The organism is Bacillus yapensis (assembly GCF_005280205.1).
Classification (GTDB): domain Bacteria; phylum Bacillota; class Bacilli; order Bacillales; family Cytobacillaceae; genus Robertmurraya; species Robertmurraya yapensis.
On the sequence record NZ_SUND01000001.1, the window covers coordinates 246,196 to 262,057 of the forward strand.

General features: G+C 38.7%; 17 protein-coding genes. 5 read left to right on the forward strand and 12 right to left on the reverse strand.

Going from position 1 to position 15,862, the window contains the following annotated elements:
* Nucleotides 1–2: 2 nt before the first annotated feature.
* Genes FAR12_RS01180 through FAR12_RS01190 form a run of 3 tightly spaced genes read right to left on the reverse strand, consistent with a single transcriptional unit; the run spans nucleotide 3 to nucleotide 1,800 of the window.
* A complete protein-coding gene (locus FAR12_RS01180) occupies nucleotides 3–767 on the reverse strand; it encodes a nucleotidyltransferase domain-containing protein (protein ID WP_126405407.1) in 765 nt (254 codons plus the stop codon).
* Between the two features lie 19 nt (nucleotides 768–786).
* The gene (locus FAR12_RS01185) at nucleotides 787–1,263 is read right to left on the reverse strand and encodes a hypothetical protein (protein WP_126405408.1); all 477 of its coding nucleotides are present in this window, start codon (nucleotides 1,261–1,263) and stop codon (nucleotides 787–789) included.
* Nucleotides 1,264–1,275: 12 nt separating this feature from the next.
* Nucleotides 1,276–1,800 carry a GNAT family N-acetyltransferase gene (locus tag FAR12_RS01190; RefSeq protein WP_126405409.1) on the reverse strand — a complete coding sequence of 175 codons (525 nt, stop codon included), beginning with the start codon at nucleotides 1,798–1,800 and terminating at the stop codon, nucleotides 1,276–1,278.
* Between the two features lie 100 nt (nucleotides 1,801–1,900).
* Between FAR12_RS01190 and FAR12_RS01195 the strand changes: the two genes are divergently transcribed.
* Nucleotides 1,901–2,071 carry a DUF4083 family protein gene (locus tag FAR12_RS01195; RefSeq protein WP_126405410.1) on the forward strand — a complete coding sequence of 57 codons (171 nt, stop codon included), beginning with the start codon at nucleotides 1,901–1,903 and terminating at the stop codon, nucleotides 2,069–2,071.
* Here the strand turns inward: FAR12_RS01195 and FAR12_RS01200 are convergent.
* From FAR12_RS01200 to FAR12_RS01225, 6 genes are all read right to left on the reverse strand, one after another.
* Nucleotides 2,068–2,292 carry a hypothetical protein gene (locus FAR12_RS01200; RefSeq protein ID WP_126405411.1) on the reverse strand — a complete coding sequence of 75 codons (225 nt, stop codon included), beginning with the start codon at nucleotides 2,290–2,292 and terminating at the stop codon, nucleotides 2,068–2,070. The two genes, FAR12_RS01195 and FAR12_RS01200, sit on opposite strands and share 4 nt — an antisense overlap.
* A 114-nt stretch (nucleotides 2,293–2,406) precedes the next feature.
* On the reverse strand, nucleotides 2,407–4,572 hold the full coding sequence (locus FAR12_RS01205) for an outer membrane protein assembly factor BamB family protein (protein WP_126405412.1): 2,166 nt from the start codon (nucleotides 4,570–4,572) through the stop codon (nucleotides 2,407–2,409).
* A 183-nt stretch (nucleotides 4,573–4,755) separates the two neighbouring features.
* Complete coding sequence (gene treR, locus FAR12_RS01210; protein ID WP_126405413.1) at nucleotides 4,756–5,469, reverse strand: trehalose operon repressor; 714 nt, start codon at nucleotides 5,467–5,469, stop codon at nucleotides 4,756–4,758.
* Between the two features lie 22 nt (nucleotides 5,470–5,491).
* Complete coding sequence (gene treC / locus FAR12_RS01215; RefSeq protein WP_126405414.1) at nucleotides 5,492–7,153, reverse strand: alpha,alpha-phosphotrehalase; 1,662 nt, start codon at nucleotides 7,151–7,153, stop codon at nucleotides 5,492–5,494.
* A 126-nt stretch (nucleotides 7,154–7,279) separates the two neighbouring features.
* Nucleotides 7,280–8,716: a PTS system trehalose-specific EIIBC component gene (treP, locus tag FAR12_RS01220; protein ID WP_126405415.1), complete on the reverse strand. Its 1,437-nt coding sequence runs from the start codon at nucleotides 8,714–8,716 to the stop codon at nucleotides 7,280–7,282.
* 188 nt (nucleotides 8,717–8,904) lie between these two features.
* A complete protein-coding gene (locus FAR12_RS01225) occupies nucleotides 8,905–9,540 on the reverse strand; it encodes an NUDIX hydrolase (RefSeq protein ID WP_126405416.1) in 636 nt (211 codons plus the stop codon).
* An 87-nt stretch (nucleotides 9,541–9,627) separates the two neighbouring features.
* On the opposite strand from FAR12_RS01225, the gene FAR12_RS01230 reads away from it, so the two are divergent.
* The gene (locus FAR12_RS01230; protein ID WP_126405417.1) at nucleotides 9,628–10,155 is read left to right on the forward strand and encodes a GNAT family N-acetyltransferase; all 528 of its coding nucleotides are present in this window, start codon (nucleotides 9,628–9,630) and stop codon (nucleotides 10,153–10,155) included.
* Between the two features lie 22 nt (nucleotides 10,156–10,177).
* Nucleotides 10,178–10,942: a class I SAM-dependent methyltransferase gene (locus FAR12_RS01235; protein WP_126405418.1), complete on the forward strand. Its 765-nt coding sequence runs from the start codon at nucleotides 10,178–10,180 to the stop codon at nucleotides 10,940–10,942.
* A 233-nt stretch (nucleotides 10,943–11,175) separates the two neighbouring features.
* Here FAR12_RS01235 and FAR12_RS01240 read toward each other — a convergent pair whose 3' ends face one another.
* Nucleotides 11,176–12,354 carry a NupC/NupG family nucleoside CNT transporter gene (locus FAR12_RS01240; RefSeq protein ID WP_126405419.1) on the reverse strand — a complete coding sequence of 393 codons (1,179 nt, stop codon included), beginning with the start codon at nucleotides 12,352–12,354 and terminating at the stop codon, nucleotides 11,176–11,178.
* A 364-nt stretch (nucleotides 12,355–12,718) separates the two neighbouring features.
* Here FAR12_RS01240 and FAR12_RS01245 point away from each other — a divergent pair, with 364 nt between their 5' ends.
* Entirely contained in the window at nucleotides 12,719–13,132 is a 414-nt protein-coding gene (locus tag FAR12_RS01245; protein WP_488154032.1) for a DUF4279 domain-containing protein, read from the forward strand.
* Nucleotides 13,133–13,194: 62 nt separating this feature from the next.
* Here the strand turns inward: FAR12_RS01245 and FAR12_RS01250 are convergent, their stop codons facing one another.
* Nucleotides 13,195–13,614, reverse strand: a complete 420-nt coding sequence (locus FAR12_RS01250; RefSeq protein WP_126405421.1) for a universal stress protein — start codon at nucleotides 13,612–13,614, stop codon at nucleotides 13,195–13,197.
* A gap of 18 nt (nucleotides 13,615–13,632) precedes the next feature.
* Nucleotides 13,633–15,096 carry a SulP family inorganic anion transporter gene (locus FAR12_RS01255; RefSeq protein WP_126405422.1) on the reverse strand — a complete coding sequence of 488 codons (1,464 nt, stop codon included), beginning with the start codon at nucleotides 15,094–15,096 and terminating at the stop codon, nucleotides 13,633–13,635.
* A 184-nt stretch (nucleotides 15,097–15,280) separates the two neighbouring features.
* Between FAR12_RS01255 and FAR12_RS01260 the strand changes: the two genes are divergently transcribed.
* Nucleotides 15,281–15,823 (forward strand): recombinase family protein, encoded by a 543-nt coding sequence (locus FAR12_RS01260; protein WP_126405423.1) that lies wholly within the window; start codon nucleotides 15,281–15,283, stop codon nucleotides 15,821–15,823.
* Nucleotides 15,824–15,862 lie beyond the last annotated feature (39 nt).

Below are 15,862 nucleotides of genomic sequence, written 5' to 3' on the forward strand. Positions count from 1 at the left end.
ATCTATCCTAAAAGATCGATCATCTTTCTTAAAAACGGACCTGCCTGAGAATCTTTTTGCAAATTCATTTCAATCCAATCAATCTCTTTTTCTAAGAAACAAATAAGATGCTTGACCGCTTTTTTATGAGAGTCTGGTGTATTGTTGTTAAAAATCACCTTCACTTCATCAAGTTGATTTGGCGGTAATAGTGCTAGTAGTGCTTTGAGACCTAATTGTGCTCGTTCTGGCCTATATCGGTGTAACAACACTTTTGAAAGATTAATCAGCACCTGCATAAGCATCTCAACTGCCCAAAGCTCATTCCCACGCAAGCTTGCTTTACGATATTGGAAAAGAAACCAAGCCACATCATAAGTATATCCGTCGAATTCTTCTTCAGACAAATAGAGTTTTTGGGTTGACTCAAATTGAGTAAGTAGCCCCTTCGGATCATATAGAACTTTGAAAAAATCTTTCTCTCTAAATGTTTTTTCGGTTACGGTAAACAGATCGACATGCAGCAAGTCATCAAATACTGCAATTATCTGCGGCGCAATAATAAAGAGGTCTTCGAAGAACAGAATTTTTCTGTAGGACTTTAAGTGCCTAATTCGCTCCTTCAAAAAATCATCCAGATGTTCTTCTTCCACTAGACAATAGAGATCCACATCAGAAAACTCGTCATATTCCTCTCTTCCCATAGACCCTTTTAAGAAAATCGCCTGAACCCGTTCATCCTGTATCAAACTTTCCGTTATTGCTTCGACGGCTTCATCTTGTATCAAGATAGACTCCTCCAGTTATCTAAAAAAGTAGTTTACCCGAATCATCAGGTGCTGTTGTCGTAACTTTAATTGTTATAACTGGTCCAGCTTCGATCGAAATAAACCGATCATCCATTTCGAGAACAATGGAGGAAAGAAGTTCGTTACCATTCTCTTCAAAACCGTACCCGCTCACTTTTTGGATATTATTTTGTTCCAGAAAAAAACTAGAACTCATGATGGTATGTTTTTCCTCAGGCCAATCTACTGATTCATAATCCAATGGTTCAGGATTATCCTGCTCTTTTAGTAGCAGAATATCATCCCCTAAATCTGTCTCTTTCCAATTTATCCTCCAATAGCTTGTTTCAGAAGAATCGGGTATTCTAATTTTTAAAATTGGTTCCATACTATGTAGAGTGATAGTCTCATTATCTTGGTATACGCAAAGTTGATTTGCATAAATCCATAACAAGCTTCCTTCGATTGACTTAAAACTACCCCACTCCTTTTTCATATACTCTCTCCTTCACAAAAAACTTCCGATGTCTTCCCAACCAAGAACCAGCTCCGGAAGCTGTCTTCCTCCAATTTCTACTTCGACTTCTTCTATGTATCTCGCTCCAAGCGCTTCATAAAAATGCCGCGAAGGATTATCTCTTAAAACAAGAACCAACAACGAGTTGACTCCCATTTCTTTCAATTCAACCGCAATTGGTTTCACTAACTCCCGTCCAATCCCTTGTCCCTGATACTCTTTTAAAATATAAATAGCATAAATTTCCCCAACGAACCCTGTATATTTTCCGCTTCTCTCTTTCCCACCAGAGGAAAAACCAACGATTTCACCAGACTCGGTTTCGGCCACATATACACCGCCATTTGGTAGATTATTGATCCATCTCTGCTCAAAATTTTCATACAATAAACTACTCAAGAACTCGTCTGGAACAATATTTAAATACGTAGTTCTCCAACTATCTACATGTACTTTAGCAAGCCCTTTCGCATCGGTTAAAATAGCTTTTCTAATTTTGATAGATTGATTCGTCATATGTATGCCTCCCCTTTAAAGCAATAGTTCAACAAATAGTCCCTTAATCCTCCTTTTACATGGTATAATTAACCAAATAATTGAATTTGGAGGAATCCCCATGAACATTGGTAATGTATTATTTCAACTGATTATGTTTCTTTTGCTCATTGGACTCTCGAGTGTTGCCTTCGTTATTGTTCGCTCAGCTCTTAAGAGGAACTCAACGAATAAGACAATGGAAAGAAAGCTTGATAGAATCATTGAATTACTAGAAAAGGAGAAAAATTAATCCCGTTTCCTCGTTCTTGTACCAAAGAACGCTAAAATAATCGCTGGAACGGCGACTATGATCTCCCCGATTACATAATGGTTCCAAAGAAAGAATGCAAAAAGGATCGACAGAATACCTAACATTACAGGATATTTTATCGTCCTTGCTTTATTATTTTTTTGCCTAATTGCATAGCCAAGAAAGAAAATTCCTCCCATGAGAAAGAATAAATTGCTCATAAGCCCCGCTCCCCCTTTCTTATCTAATTCAACATGCCCCTCACAATTTCCTACATATTCCATCTAAACAAAAAACTGACCTGCAATCATCACAGGTCAGTTCATACTCTCTATCTATTGTTTTGGTGCTACAACTTCGGTTATATATGCCGCGACATTTTGGATTTGTTCTTCTGTCAAAATGTCCGCAAAAGCTGGCATCGTGTTGCCTCCGTTTTTAATTCGCTCAATGACCGCCTCAGTATCATCAGCCATTTCGCTAAGCTGAAGGTCTGGTCCATTATGCCCAGCAGTACCCTCATTACCATGACAAGCAAGACAGTTTCCTTCAAAAACCTTCAAACCTTCATCTGGATTTGCAGTGGCAACTTCTTCCTCACCGCCTTCTTCTTCCACACTAGATGTCACTGAGCCGGATTCAATCGCACCGTCTAATGCGAATGTCCAGACAGAATCCCCATGCTTCGAACCAGCAAGTGAATTACCTGCTACAAAAACGGTAATGTACTGAACACCATCTACTTCATAAGTCACTGGTGGAGCGTTCACACCGGCATCCGTCATAAATTCCCAAACCTGCTCACCTGTTTTAGCATCATAAGCAATGAATCTTCCATCATTATGACCAACAAAGAGAAGACCACCCTTTGTCGTTAGAGCACCACTATATGCACTATCTTCCCAAACCTGCTGCCACGCGATTTTATTTGTTGTTACATCAATCGCTGTAACAGTACCTCGCCTTGGCGCATCTTCAACAGGTGCGATGAGACTACCAATATACATTTTTCCTTCTTCAATACTTGCTTCATCGTATTCTTCTAATTCCATTCTCGAAAATGCCATATATTGATCCGTTGCTAATACATACATATAACCTGTATCCGGATTGTACGCAGCTGGCGGCCAGTTCGCTCCTCCTGCTGCTGCCGGTTTTGTGAGAAGAGGTTCATCCCAGAAAGGTTCAAACATAGCAGTTGCAATTTTCCCTTTATAATTAGGCACTTCCTTGGCAACTTCTTCAGCCGTTACAACTTGTGGTACAAACGAATCTCCTTTAGGGAATGGTTGGGTTGCTGCCGTTTTTTGTCGCTCATCCTGTGGAACGGGAACTTCTTCGATTCCAACCAACGGCTCCCCGTTCGTACGGTCTAAAATATATACCCAACCTGTTTTACCCGCTTGAGCAAGACCTTTTACTGGTTTTCCATCCATCTCGGTATCAAATAATATCACTGGATTCGGAGCGTCATAATCCCAAATATCGTGATGAACTTCTTGAAAATGCCATTTATATTCCCCAGTTTCGGCATCAATCGCAACAATGGAAGAAGCAAATAGGTTATCCCCTTCACGAGAGCTTCCGTCTACATCTGGGCCCGCATTCCCTGTTGAAAAATATAACATACCTAACTCTGGATCAACCGCTGGTGTTTGCCATACTGGGGCTCCACCACGTTTCCATGCATCATTGTCACTAGGCCATGATTCAAAGCCAATTTCTCCAGGTCCTGGTATCGTATAAAATCGCCAAAGCTCTTCCCCACTCTTAGCATCAAGTGCTGTTACTCGACCTCTCGTTCCATATTCCCCTCCGGAAATACCGGTGTATAGTTTTCCATCATAGTAAAGAGGTGCACTTGTAATTGTGTAACCTTTTTTCCAATCATCGATGACGGTTGACCATAGTTCCTCACCCGTTTTCTGATCCAATGCGACAATGGTTGCATCTAATCGTCCAACAAACACCATTCCATCACCAATTGTTACACCGCGACTCGTCCAGCCACAACAAACAGTAGTGATATCAGGGAGTGTAGGTTTATAAGTCCAAAGAATTTCACCATTTTTCACATCAAGGGCGGAAACTTCATTTGAACCTGTAATGACATACATCACGCCATTATACACAACTGGTGAAGCTTCCCCTGAATACTTGAACTCTAATCCAGAACCTAGATTAGTCACCCATTTTCCTTTAAGATTTCCGACGTTTGACGTATTGATCTCATCCAAAACAGAATACCTGCGATTGTAGACATCTCCCCCATTTCCAATCCAATTTTCTTTTGGAAGCGCTGTCAATTCACTCGCAGTAAATGCTGGAGGAAGCGGATCGAGTACGACTGGTTGTTCAGGCTCTACTACTTCCTCTTCTTCTACAGGTTCCACATCTGCTCTCTCTCTATCATCGACTGTCCCTAAAAAAATAGAAAAAGCAACAAGTAGGACGAAGGCACCTAAGAAGCCAAACATAACAATGAGATTCCTTCTTTCCATGAGATTACACCTACCCCTCTTTTAAGAATAATTACCCTTGATGTCAATATATTACAGTTATTTCAGAAAATGACCGTCCTATATTACAAAATTTTCAATAAGTAAGAAGAGGCATTTTTTTATGGAAGGCAGGAATTCTTCATAAAAAAACTAACCGACATCACAACGCCGGTTAGTTTTGTATTAATGATTTCTCCTCGCAAAGTCGACGAATCGAAACTTATCTGGTCGATGTCGAGATTCTGTATATTGAAAAAGAGTCGCATCATCCAGGAAGGCATAGCTTTTAATGACAACGACATTACTGAAGCCCTCTAGGTCCAAAAGTTCACGATCCTCGTCCGTTGGTTCCACAACGACGATTTCTTTCTTTGCAAAGCCAATCGTTAAATTTAGCTCTTTTTCAATGTAGTGATAAAGTGAGTCTGCACAGATTTCTTTGGTTAGATTGGGAATCAAATTTTGAACTAAAATGTCTTTATCCAAAATCACCTTTTGACCATCAAACTCCCTCGTTCTAACAATCTTCCATACAAGGTCTGTAGAGGATAACTGCATTTGTTTCTTCATAGACTGACTCGGCTTTTCTAATGAAAGCTCATTGACAATTGTCCGAACCTGGTTGTCCAATTTCTGTGAAATCTCTTTAAAACTAACCAAGCCAGAGACAGGGAAATCAAACTTGTTCACATTAAGAACAACAGAGCCCTTCCCTCTAATTTTTTGAATGTAACCATCCTGTGAAAGAAGATTGAGGGCCTTACGGATCGTTTCTCTTGATGTGTGATAGATGTCCGTCAATTCATTTTCAGATGGAAGCAGACTATCCGGCAGTAATTCTCCTGACTTTATTTGCTTTGATATCTCATTGTAAATAGCTAAATATTTGGTTTTCATTTCAAACTTTCCCCAATTGAAATTATTTTAGGAGATACACAATGGATTCATAAGGGCGAAGCTGAATTTGTTGGATATCTGTAGATGAATCTTGATAATTGGACAGCAAAATTTCAACAGAATCTCCATTCAGTGACTCAGGTAATTCAAAAGTCGTTTCTTTTCCATAAAAGTTATTGATCACAAGTAGCTTCTCATGTGGATTGCTTCGAACATAAGCAAAAATATCCTGGTGATCTTCTAATAACAACTGGTAATCCCCATCTGTTATGATATCATACTCTTTTCGAAGCTGGATCAGCTTTTGATAATGATAAAAGATCGAATCCTTATCTTCTAGTGCCTTCTCCGCATTAATTTTCTTATAATTTGGAGCAGTAGGAATCCAAGGCGTTCCAGTTGTGAAACCAGCATTCTTCTCGTCATTCCATTGAACAGGTGTTCTCGAATTGTCTCTTGATTTTTGTTTTAAAATCTCAAGAATCTCTTCCTCCGAGCGACCTTCTTCCTTCATAATCTGAAACATGTTCAAGGATTCTACATCTCGATATTCATCAATGTCGTGGAATTTCGGGTTCGTCATGCCAAACTCTTCTCCTTGATAAATATAAGGAGTCCCCTGCATCATATGAATCGCTGTCGCCAACATTTTGGCAGATTCATTATGGTATTCTTCATCGTTTCCGAATCGAGAAACAACACGTGGCTGATCATGATTACACCAGAACAAGGCATTCCATCCATCACCTTTGTTCATCTCAACTTGCCATTTCGATAAAATATTTTTCAGTTCTTGAAAATCAAAATCCGCTTTCGTCCACTTTTCCCCATTTGGATAATCTACTTTTAAGTGGTGAAAATTAAATGTCATATTAAGCTCTTCGCTCTTTGGATTCGTATACTGAATGCAATTGTCAATCGAAGTCGATGACATTTCTCCAACTGTCATAATGTCATATTTTGAAAAAACGGCTTGATTCATTTCATGTAAATACTCATGAATTCTTGGCCCATCTGTGTAGAAGCTACGCCCATCCCCATGATCATCATTTGGAAAGGACTGATCCTTCGAAATCAAGTTAATGACATCTAGACGGAATCCGTCGACCCCTTTTTTCAACCAGTACTCCATCATTTTATAGAGATCTTTTCGAACGGCTTCATTTTCCCAGTTTAAATCAGCCTGCGTGACATCAAAAAGATGTAAATAATATTGCTCCGTCACTTCATCATATTGCCATGCCGATCCGCCGAATTTTGAGATCCAATTTGTTGGTGGATCGCCTTCTTTTCCATCCTTCCAGACATAGTAATCACGATATGGATTATCCTTTGAAGTTAAAGCTTTTTGGAACCATTCATGGGCAGTAGAAGTATGATTGATCACGATATCCATGATGATTTTTATCCCACGTTTATGTGCTTCTTCTAGTAACTGCTCGAAATCCTCCATGGAACCGTACGGCTCATGAATTTTATAATAGTCACTGATATCATAGCCATTATCTTTTTGAGGAGATTCGTAAATGGGCGTTAACCATAGAACGTCCACACCTAGTTCCTTTAAATAGTCCAATTTTTTAATGATTCCTTGAAGATCTCCCTCACCGTTTCCGGTCGTATCGTTAAAGCTTTTCGGATAGATTTGATATACTACTGCTTTTTTCCACCAAGGCTGATTCATGATGTGTGCACCTACCTATTTTTTATTACGAGAAAAGCCCAAGGCGCCCTCTACACTTCATATCAAATGGTCTTGATACTCATGTATGGCGCCTAGAGATCCTCACAGATACTTTATATAACTATATTATCTTTTACCAAGGCGTTCGTAAGCATTTACGCCCATTTTTGTTTTTGCAAAAACCATTGTTAAAATGATTGGAACGATAATTGCAACAAGCATTGAAATTGCGAACATCAGCATATCTGGTACCTGAATCGATAGAATTCCAGGAATACCACCAACTCCGATTGAGTTCGCCATAACTCCAGAACCTACTGAGATGATGGCAGCAATCGATGAACCAATCATCGCTGCTAGGAATGGGAACGTATATTTTAAGTTAATCCCGAACATCGCTGGCTCTGTAACCCCTAGATAACAAGATATCGCTGCTGGAATCGAAACCTGCTGCTCTTTTTCATCTTTACGATTTAAAATAATCATCGCTACTACGGCGGAACCTTGAGCAATATTTGATAAAGCAATCATTGGCCAAAGATTCGTTCCGTCAAACTCACTCATTAATTGTAAGTCAATGGCATTAGTCATATGGTGAAGACCTGTAATAACAAGTGGTGCATAAGCAAAACCAAACAGAGCTGCAAATAACCAACCAAATGCTGAAGTTAATCCAGAATACACAATATTAGAAATCCATGAACCAATCGCCCAACCAATCGGTCCTAAAACAACATGTGCAATAAGCACAGCTGGAATTATTGCAAAGAATGGAACAAATATCATAGAAACAACACTTGGAATGACTTTACGTAAGCCTAACTCTAGGTAAGAAAGAACAAACCCGGCTAAAATCGCTGGAATGACCTGTGCCTGATACCCAATCATATCTACTTGAGCAAAACCAAAATCCCAGAATGGAATTTCTGTTGCACCAGCTACTCCATAAGCATTCAGCAACTGAGGAGAAACAAGTGTAATACCTAATACGATACCAAGAATTTGTGTCGTACCCATTTTTCTAGAAATGGCCCATGTAATTCCGACCGGTAAGAAGTGGAAGATAGCTTCCCCAATTAACCATAGGAACGAATGAACTCCTGCCCAAAATTGGGATACATCAATGAGTGATTGTGTTCCATCGCTCATCATTTTGATTTCCATGACGTTTCTGAAACCTAAGATTAGACCACCTACTACTAAGGCAGGAATTAATGGTGTAAAGATATCAGCTAGATGCGCGATCATGCGTTGAAGCCAGTTCATGTTTTGCTTTGCTGCTTCCTTCGCATCATCCTTTGATGCTACATCAGATACACCCGCAATCTGTGTAAATTCATTATAGAAAGATGAAACCTCATTCCCGATGATGACTTGGAATTGTCCTGCCTGTGTAAAAGTCCCCTTCACAAGACCGATTTCTTCCACCTTTTTGACATCAGCCTTATTTGCATCCTTTAAAACAAATCTCATTCTCGTTGCACAGTGAGTAACAACAGAAATATTCTCACTACCGCCAACATGCTCAAGCAATTGCTTCGCATCGTTTGTGTACTTACTCATGTATATTTCCCCCTTACGTTATGACTGATATATATGATTGCGTTTCCAAAACAACTTGTATATACAACTTGTTTGCGTTTTCATTTTATCTTGTATATACAAGTAAGTCAATCAAATATTTATTTTTATTTTTCACCAAAATGTTTCCAATTATTTTAGGCGGATACAAACGAGCCCAACCGATGTTGTTAGGTTAGGCTTTTAAGCAACAACCTACAAGCGGTTGTTAATGACTCATTTTCTGGTATCCATACCTTTTTGCTTTCATCCATAGTGCGGAGATGAACGACTTCTACCCCTTTTGTTTTTAATTCAGCAATCGTGTAACCATTATTTAAACTATCCCATTCTGTTATGGGAACGAGGAGCAGCCCTTGGACGTCATCTCCTGCTTCAACCTCTTCCCAATTGTCCACGTTTGCCAGATAAATCGCAAAATAAATATAAGGCCCAACTGGTAACCCTTCTCGATAAGGCTTATCTGGGAAAGGATTCGTTACTCTTTCAAGTAAATAAGGTGCAATCTCATCCTTTACCTGTATTTTTTCCATCGTCCTTTGATCGATGTCGTGAAAAATAGTAACCGGTGACGATTTAATTTGGACATCTACACTTATTTCTTCCTTCGCCTCACGAATCGCACATTCTAATATCGATTCATTCGGTTCCTGACCACCTCCAACGGCACCAACCCGCAATGCCACATCTTCCAATTCACGAGGCAACCCATCCGGGTTAAGCGTGATAAGAATTTTATCCAATTTTGTGATAAGTACTCCAGCGCAAAAGGGCTGGTTGTTTGTGATTTCTGCAATGTTTTTCATCCTGTTCTCCTAACTTCAAGTAGAATATATGGTATACTTTACCAAAATATTATGAAATTTTGAATAATAGATGGGTGTGATATAAAAATGAGTGAGCTTTCTTTAGAAAAATTCACTAGTGAGTTGGATGACTTGGTCTCCTTTTTGACTAGTGAGGAATGGGAGTTTCATTCACAGCCTAAGCCTTCATATGAGGAAATCTTGAGTAGATATCACGAGGGCTCGTATGCAGAAGCTTTTTGGATTAAAAGAGAAAATGTAAAAATAGGATTACTGACGATTCATGACATAAACGATACAATTCCATCATTTGATATTCGTTTAGGGAGCGTTACTAGACGAAAAGGGTTTGCCACAGAAGCCATTCGGTGGATGATCGAGTATCTTTTTCAGTTGCCAGATAAGAAGATTAGGGTTGAAGCCTACACTCGTAGCGATAACATCGCCATGCGAAAAACACTACATAAGTGTGGGTTCGTAAAAGAGGGCTACTTTCGTGATGCTTGGGAACATGCTGATGGAAGTGTTTCAGATATGATGGTGTACTCATGGATTCGGAGAGATTGGGAGTGTAAGAGTTTGACACCTATTCGGTTGGAGGAATTGCCTTTTTAAATTATTGGGGAGGTGAGTTAACTTGGAACGAAATAACCTTTGGAATGCCAATTTATATGATGGAAGGCATAATTTTGTCTCACAGTTTGGCCAAAGTCTAGTAGAATTATTAGCACCTAAACCTGGAGAAAGAATTCTTGACCTTGGCTGTGGAACTGGTGACCTCGCCCATCAAATATATGAAAATGGTGTAGATGTTGTAGGTGTAGATAGCTCTGTCAATATGGTGGAACAAGCTAAAAACAAATATCCGGATATCAACTTTATCGTTGAAGATGCAACAAGCTTAGAATATGATAGCGAATTTGATGCCGTCTTCTCCAATGCTACTCTTCATTGGGTGAAACCTCCGATTAAAGCATTACTCGGCATTTATGACAGCTTAAAGCCAGGTGGAAGATTCGTTGCGGAATTTGGTGGCAAAGGAAATGTTCAAACGATCTCGAATGGGATTCTGTTCGAAATTGAAGCAGCCGGATTTGAATTTAAAAAGGCGCATTTCCCATGGTTCTATCCAAGCATTGCCGAGTATTCTACTCTAATGGAAGAAGTCGGATTTCGAGTTACCTTTGCTCAGCATTTTGATCGACCTACCACCTTGGATGGAGACGATGGATTGAGAAATTGGATTCAGATGTTTGGGAATCAGCTATTTACAGGTGTCCCTGAAGAAAGTAGGGCTCAAATTATCACGAACGTTGAAAATCATTTAAAAGAAATTTTACATAAGGATGGCCGGTGGGTTGCTGATTATAAAAGGATTCGAGTGATTGGGATAAAGGAATAATCTATCGATAGAGGGCTCAAACCGGGTCCTCTTTTTTGGGATTGCCCAGAATTCGGCTTGGATCGCGCATTTCTCAAGGATGATCGTGTATGTTTCGGAGTTTTATGCGTGCTTTTCGAATGGAATTGCGTATTTCTGGCTACTAATTGCGTATTTGCACTAGAAAACAAGTATCCAATAAAACAGAAAAACCAGAGGAAAAAACTCCTCTGGCTTCGTTTCCAAACTAACTCTTATAATACAACCCCTACAACAACCGCAGACAACACGCTAACCAAAGTTGCGCCATACAATAGTTTCAAGCCAAATCGAGCGACAGCATTTCCTTTTTCCTCATTTAAGCTTTTCACAGCTCCGGCAATGATTCCGATAGATGAGAAATTTGCAAATGAAACAAGGAATACGGAAATAATTCCGATTGTACGTGAACTAAACTCAGATTGAATATTCGTTAGGTCAAGCATTGCGACAAACTCATTTGTGACAAGCTTTGTTGCCATGATCGCACCTGCATTCACAGATTCAGCCCATGGAACACCCATAATAAATGCAATTGGTGCAAAAATATATCCAAGTATTTCTTGGAATGTAATACCAAAAATCAAATCAAACACACTATTAATTCCAGCCATCAAAGCCACAAAGCCTATCAGCATAGCGCCTACAATGATCGCTACCTTAAAGCCATCCATAATGTATTCGCCTAGCATTTCAAAGAAGCTTTGCTTTTCTTCTTGAATTTCAAGTATATCTTCTTTGGCATCCACTGTATACGGATTAATAATAGAGGCGATAATGAATCCTCCGAATAAGTTAATAACAAGAGCAGTTACAACATACTTCGGTTCAATCATCGTCATATAGGCACCAACAATAGACATGGACACCGTCGACATCGCGGAAGCACACATCGTGTACAAACGTTGCTCACTCAATTGTCCAAGCTGTTTTTTAACCGTAATAAAGACTTCTGATTGTCCTACCATCGCTGAAGCCACACCATTGTATGACTCCAATTTTCCCAAGCCATTCACTTTACTTAATAGCAGGCCAATCCCTTTCATGATAAAAGGAAGGATTTTTAAATGCTGCAAAATACCAATTAAAACAGATATGAAAACAATGGGTAGAAGAACCGTTAGGAAAAACGGAGCTTCTCCTTCGTTTGCAAGACCGCCAAATACAAAGGAGATCCCACTAGCGGCGTATTCCAATAATTTTTCGAAGACTCCCGCAAACACTTTTGTGATAATTAAACCGAAGTTTGTATTCAAAAGGATTGCAGATAAGATTAACTGAATGATAACCATAAGAATGACTGGCTTTAATTTTATCTGTTTGCGATTATTACTTGCCAAATAAGCAAGTCCTAGAACAACTAGTAAACCAATGACAGCTATGACGTATTTCATCGTTGAGTTCCTCCACACTGTGTTGTGTTATTTTTATGTATTAATAGTAATTCCCCATTATTTCACTTTGGTCTATGTTTTTTAATCAAAAAAACGACATAGCAAAAGGACAATCCGATGGTGCAAGATGTCCTCAGAATTTGAAATAATTTAGATTACTCACGAAAACCTTTAACAGTATAGCATGAATTTTTTAAAATCTTTATTGAAAAATATTTTTGAAGCTTGAGTTAATTACGGCAGTTTATAATGTTTGGAATTTTTTAAACTATGGAAGGAAGTCACGGAGCTCATCTCGAAATATCCAGTTAAGACTTTTAATAATCGGAGGTAAGCTTTGGATTATAAGAACACATCAATTGAAGTGTATTTCTCGTTATGGAGTGAAACTGTTTTTTCAATGGCACATGTTACTGATAAGCTCGGTATTTTCCCAACATATACTCAAAAAAGAGGAGACTGGCATCGGCCCAAGCCACCCATACGACCGCGGCAATACAACTTTAGTGAGTGGAAGTATAGCACCGGTTTAGTCGAAACCCTAGACATGCCATCGTTAGTTGATAAAATCGTTCATACTTTTCAGGACAAGGTTCACATTATTAATGAACTGAAAGAGGAACTACAGCTCAAGCTAAGGTTTCAGATAGTGCCATATATAAAAGATGGCATATCCCCAGCTTTTTCATTCACACCAGAACAAATGCAATTTGCGATTGATATCGGTGTCGTATTCGATATTGATCAATACATCTTTGGATTTGTGGAAGAGGACTAAATATACACAGACTAAAACAGCCCACGAATCATTACGTGGGTTGTTCATTGTAACATATCAAATTATTTAACGACGAGAACCGGACAATTTGTTCTTTTGACAACCTTGTGACTGACACTTCCAAGAACCATTTCCTGCAATGCATTTAAACCACGACTTCCGATAACTACTAAATCAAACTTTTCCTTATTCGCATATTCAACTAGAGCTGGGCCTGGCTCTCCATGCAATATTTTTACATCGTATATTAATTTATTTGCTTTCATAAGGTCTTCTACCGGTTGAAGTCGACTTCTTCTTGCATGCTCCAAATCTTCCCGTCCCTGAGCATGGAGAACTTCACTCTTTGCTTTGGCAAAATCAGCTACATATACCATTTCGAGTTTACTTTCACTATCTAAAGCAGCCATCTTAATCGCCTCATTTGCCGCTCTTAATGAATGTTCGGATCCATCCATTGCTAACATAATCTTCTTGTACAAGGTCATCACTCCAATACATTAATGTGTTGAAAGCTTTCCTTCCGGATCATGAAATACTGCTAATTTATCTACAAGCTTCTTACTCGCTGCATTTAGATTTTTAATAGTGACTCGATTATGATTTTCACGGAACTTCATGACTACCTTATCTATGGCACCAACAGCTGAGTCATCCCATACATGGGCTGTGGAAAAATCAATATAGATATTTTGATTTTCAACCTTGTAATCAAAAGCATCTACAAAACTATCTACTGAAGCGAAGAACAATTGCCCTTCTACGTTAAAAGTGATTTGTGTAGCTTCTTGATTCTTCGATATCTTAATCGATGAAATTTTAGCAACGAAGAAAATTGCACTTAAAATGACTCCAGCAATAACCCCTTTAGATAAGTCATGTGTCGCAACGACAATTGCTACCGTTACTACCATAACCAAGGCATCAGATTTAGGCGCTTTTCGGATATAAGAGAAAGAACTCCAATCAAATGTTCCAATGCATACCATAATCATAATTCCAACAAGAACAGGCATCGGAACTTGAACTACTAAGTCTCCCAAAACAATAATAAGGAACATGAGAAACCCACCTGCAATCAGCGTTGATAGTCGCCCACGTCCACCAGATTTCACATTAATGACAGATTGGCCAATCATTGCACAGCCGGCCATTCCACCAAAGAAACCAGTGACAATATTAGCAATTCCTTGCCCTCTTGCCTCTTGATTTTTGTTACTTTCCGTACTAGTCATATCATCAACAATCGATGCCGTTAACAAGCTTTCTAGAAGACCAACAATTGCTAAGGAAATAGAATAAGGGAAAATAATAGCCAATGTTTCAAATGAAAACGGTACATTAGGAATTAAAAAGGATGGAAGCGTTTGTGTAATGATACCCAAATCTCCAACTGTTTTTAATTCCACTCCAGAAAAAACAGTTACTGCCGTTAAGACAATTATGGCAATTAACGGAGCCGGAATTGCCTTGAAAAACCTTGGCACGACATAAACAATTAATAAAGTAATAGCCACAAATACATACGTCATATTCGAGATTCCAATAAAATGAGGAACTTGTGCCATAAAAATTAAAATGGCTAGAGCATTAACAAAACCGATCATGACCGCTCTTGGGATAAACTTCATCAGTCTCGCTATTTTAAATACTCCAAATAGAATCTGAATAATACCGGTTAAAATGGTAGCTGCAAACAAATACTCCAATCCATAATCTTTAACCAGTGGTACCATTACCAATGCCATAGCACCTGTTGCCGCAGAAATCATCCCAGGTCTTCCACCTGCAAATGCAATAATGACTGCCATTGTAAAAGAGGCATACAGTCCCACCATTGGGTCCACTCCAGCAATAATAGAAAAAGCAATCGCTTCAGGAATAAGAGCTAAGGCAACAACAATCCCAGAAAGGATATCGCCTTTAATATTGGAGAACCATTCTTTCTTTATCTTTTCAACCACTTTCTAAAACCTCCAAATCTATAGTAAACTGTGGATATACGCTATTAAAAAGGTAATAACTACAAAAACACACTTGAATAGTCTATCACCTTTTGTTCCAAAAATGAACCTTTTTGGGAAGGTTTCTTAACAAAATACAGGCTATAATTGTATAAACGTTTTTTATAAAACAGGAGATTTTGCTATGTTAATTGGATACATGAGACCGTCCGAAGACGATCCAAACTGTGAAGAACAGCAAAAAAATTTAATAGCTATCCCATGTGACAGCATTTTTTCAGAAGAACATTCCTCCCCTAAAAAAAGAATCCAACTTAAAACTCTATTAAGTAATCTTGATTGCGGAGATAAAGTCGTCATTTCAAAATTATCTACTTTAGCCGATTCATCACGTCATCTAGTGGAATTGTTAGAAGTCATAAACTCCAAAGGTGCTTTTATCTTCTCTCTAAAAGAGGGGATTGATACGAGTAATGGAGCTGGCCACAGTTTTTATGAGATTGTCAGACATCTCGTGGAATTTCAAAGTGATTTAATTAGTGAGAGAACAAAACAAGGGTTAACTGAGGCCAAACAAAAAGGAGTAACAACAGGACGACCAAGGAAACCAGACAAAAATGTGCAACGGGCGATTGAGATGTACCAAAGTAAAAACTATACATTAGCCCAAATAAAAGAGGAAACAGGAATAAGTAAATCGACTTTATATCGATATTTAGAGAATTAGAATGAAGTACTTCAGCACAAAAAAATAGCTTGAATGAAT

Coding starts and splice junctions, on each gene's coding strand:
- FAR12_RS01195 (WP_126405410.1), top strand. CDS start 1,901: ATGAACATTGGTAATGTATTATTTCAACTGATTATGTTTCTTTTGCTC.
- FAR12_RS01185 (WP_126405408.1), bottom strand. CDS start 1,263: ATGAAAAAGGAGTGGGGTAGTTTTAAGTCAATCGAAGGAAGCTTGTTA.
- FAR12_RS01225 (WP_126405416.1), bottom strand. CDS start 9,540: ATGAAAAACATTGCAGAAATCACAAACAACCAGCCCTTTTGCGCTGGA.
- FAR12_RS01260 (WP_126405423.1), top strand. CDS start 15,281: ATGTTAATTGGATACATGAGACCGTCCGAAGACGATCCAAACTGTGAA.
- FAR12_RS01205 (WP_126405412.1), bottom strand. CDS start 4,572: ATGGAAAGAAGGAATCTCATTGTTATGTTTGGCTTCTTAGGTGCCTTC.
- treR (WP_126405413.1), bottom strand. CDS start 5,469: ATGAAAACCAAATATTTAGCTATTTACAATGAGATATCAAAGCAAATA.
- FAR12_RS01200 (WP_126405411.1), bottom strand. CDS start 2,292: ATGAGCAATTTATTCTTTCTCATGGGAGGAATTTTCTTTCTTGGCTAT.
- treC (WP_126405414.1), bottom strand. CDS start 7,153: ATGAATCAGCCTTGGTGGAAAAAAGCAGTAGTATATCAAATCTATCCG.
- FAR12_RS01190 (WP_126405409.1), bottom strand. CDS start 1,800: ATGACGAATCAATCTATCAAAATTAGAAAAGCTATTTTAACCGATGCG.
- treP (WP_126405415.1), bottom strand. CDS start 8,716: ATGAGTAAGTACACAAACGATGCGAAGCAATTGCTTGAGCATGTTGGC.
- FAR12_RS01230 (WP_126405417.1), top strand. CDS start 9,628: ATGAGTGAGCTTTCTTTAGAAAAATTCACTAGTGAGTTGGATGACTTG.
- FAR12_RS01240 (WP_126405419.1), bottom strand. CDS start 12,354: ATGAAATACGTCATAGCTGTCATTGGTTTACTAGTTGTTCTAGGACTT.